1 protein-coding gene and 1 pseudogene are annotated in these 2,212 nt (G+C 73.0%); one reads left to right on the forward strand and one right to left on the reverse strand.

Going from position 1 to position 2,212, the window contains the following annotated elements; all coding sequences use genetic code 11:
• The first annotated feature begins 380 nt into the window (after nt 1–380).
• Nucleotides 381–1,583 (forward strand): amino acid deaminase/aldolase, encoded by a 1,203-nt coding sequence (locus tag GRC12_RS43755; protein ID WP_133044983.1) that lies wholly within the window; start codon nt 381–383, stop codon nt 1,581–1,583.
• Between the two features lie 35 nt (nt 1,584–1,618).
• Here the strand turns inward: GRC12_RS43755 and GRC12_RS43760 are convergent.
• Nucleotides 1,619–2,212: pseudogene (locus GRC12_RS43760) on the reverse strand (hypothetical protein); the annotation flags it as partial.

Consider the following 2,212-nt stretch of genomic DNA (forward strand, 5'->3'; position numbering starts at 1 on the left):
CCTCTTTTCCACCACGCCCCACCGTCGGCGGCTGGGCCGGACGTGGCGGGGTCGTGGGGCGTGGTGGAAAAGAGGCGTGCTGGGCTTCCGTGCTCATGCACCCCCCGTTTCCTCGCGCCCCGGGCCGTCTACTGTTACGCGAACCGTCGTCCTTGCGCTCAACCGCTCGACGCCGGCCCCGGCACGAGCGGTCGACCGTCCCGGGCACGCATACCTACCCGCACGGCAGGACCGGCATCCCGCGACAGGCGCCCGACCTCCGTACGTGCGCGTCACTCTACGGCGTGCCCCGCTCGGAACGGGAACCAGTCCGCGCCCCCGGGGCATCTGCCCGGAACGTCCCCCTACCCTGCGGTAATCCTGTCTGGCAGGCTTCGTTCATGACTGCGCGCGCCGCCGATCGGGCCCGTTACGACCGGGCCACCGCCCACCTCGACGCTCCTGTGGCCATCGTGGACCTGGACGCCTTCGACGCCAACGCGGATGATCTCGTCCGACGGGCGGGAGGCAAGCCGATCCGCGTGGCCAGCAAGTCCGTCCGCTGCCGGGCCCTGCTGGAACGGGTGCTCGCGAAGGACGGCTTCGCCGGGATCATGTCGTTCACGCTGGCCGAGTCGCTGTGGCTCGTGCGGAGCGGCTTCGAGGACGTGCTGCTCGCCTACCCGTCCGCCGACCGCGCCCGCTTCGCCGAACTGGCCTCCGACCCCAAGCTCGCCGCGGCCGTCACCGTCATGATCGACGACCCCGCGCAGCTCCGCTTCATCGACGAGGCCCGTGACGGCGGCCGTGAAGTCATCCGGGTCTGCCTGGAGTTGGACACCTCGCTGAAGCTGCTGGGCGGCCGGGTACGGGTCGGGGCGCGCCGTTCGCCGCTGCACTCACCGGCGCAGGTCGCCGACATGGCCCGTGCGGTGGCCCGGCGCCCGGGCTTCAAGGTCGTCGGGATCATGGCGTACGAGGGGCACATCGCGGGCGTCGGCGACTCCGTCGCGGGGCGGCCGCTGCGCTCGCGTGCGGTACGGCTGATGCAGGCCACCGCCCGCCGTGAACTCGCCGAGCGGCGCGGTGAGGTGGTGCGGGCGGTCCGGGCCGTCGTACCCGATCTGGAGTTCGTCAACGGCGGCGGGACCGGCAGTGTGCAGCACACCGCCGCCGAGGACGCCGTCACGGAGATCGGCGCGGGGTCCGGGCTCTACGTGCCGCGCCTGTTCGACAACTACACCTCGTTCAGCGGCCGTCCGGCGGCGCTGTTCGCCCAGCCGGTCGTACGACGCCCGGGAGTCGGCGTCGTGACGGTCCTCGGGGGCGGCTATCCGGCCTCCGGCGCGCCCGGCAAGGACCGGCTCCCGGTGCCGTATCTGCCGGAGGGGCTGCGCTACGACCCCCAGGAGGGGCCCGGCGAGGTGCAGACCCCGCTGCTGGGCTCGCCCGCCGACGATCTGCTGATCGGTGACAAGGTGTGGTTCCGGCACGCCAAGGCCGGTGAGCTGTGCGAGCGTTTCGACGTGCTGCACCTGGTGGAGGGGGACGCGGTCACGGCGACCGTCCCGACGTATCGCGGGGAGGGCCACACCTTCCTCTGATTCCTCTGATTCCTCTGGCCCCTGGCCGCCCGGCCCTACTTCGCGGGGGCGATGCTGCTGCCCACTCCCCCGTCCGTCGCCGCGTCTCCGACCGGGCGGATGCCTCGGGTGATCCGGTCCATGTCGGCGAGCGGCGGTCCGTCCTCGCCCGCGTCGAAGACGAACCGGACGAGGACGGGGGACTCGGTGCCGACGCTGGAGGGGAAGGCGAGGGACTCGACGTACCCGCCGGGTCCCTTGGCGGTCTTCACCCGCCAGCGCACGAAGTACCCGGCGCGGCCCGCCACCGCGATCTGGCCGGAGCCGACCTCCCGGTGGGACTCGATGCCGCCGTAGGGGCGCCGGCCGGTGAGGTCGCGGTCGTAGGCGGAGTCGGCCGCGTCGGAGACGTCCCGGCGGGCGAGGGCCCGGGGCGAGGTCTCGTCGGTGCCCGCCGCCGTACGGGAGATGACCAGGCCGTGCCGGCAGACACCGGAGTCACCGGGGCAGTCGTAGGTGCCGTCGGTGGTCATGACGACGTCGTCCTCGCTGACGTACCGCGGCCTGACCCAGCCGTCGGGCAGGGGCAGGGTGATGCCGTTGAGCTGGTCCACGACGACGGGCGGGTCGTCGGCGGCGGGGTGCGAGGG

Source organism: Streptomyces griseorubiginosus, from assembly GCF_017614965.1.
GTDB lineage: Bacteria > Actinomycetota > Actinomycetes > Streptomycetales > Streptomycetaceae > Streptomyces > Streptomyces griseorubiginosus_B.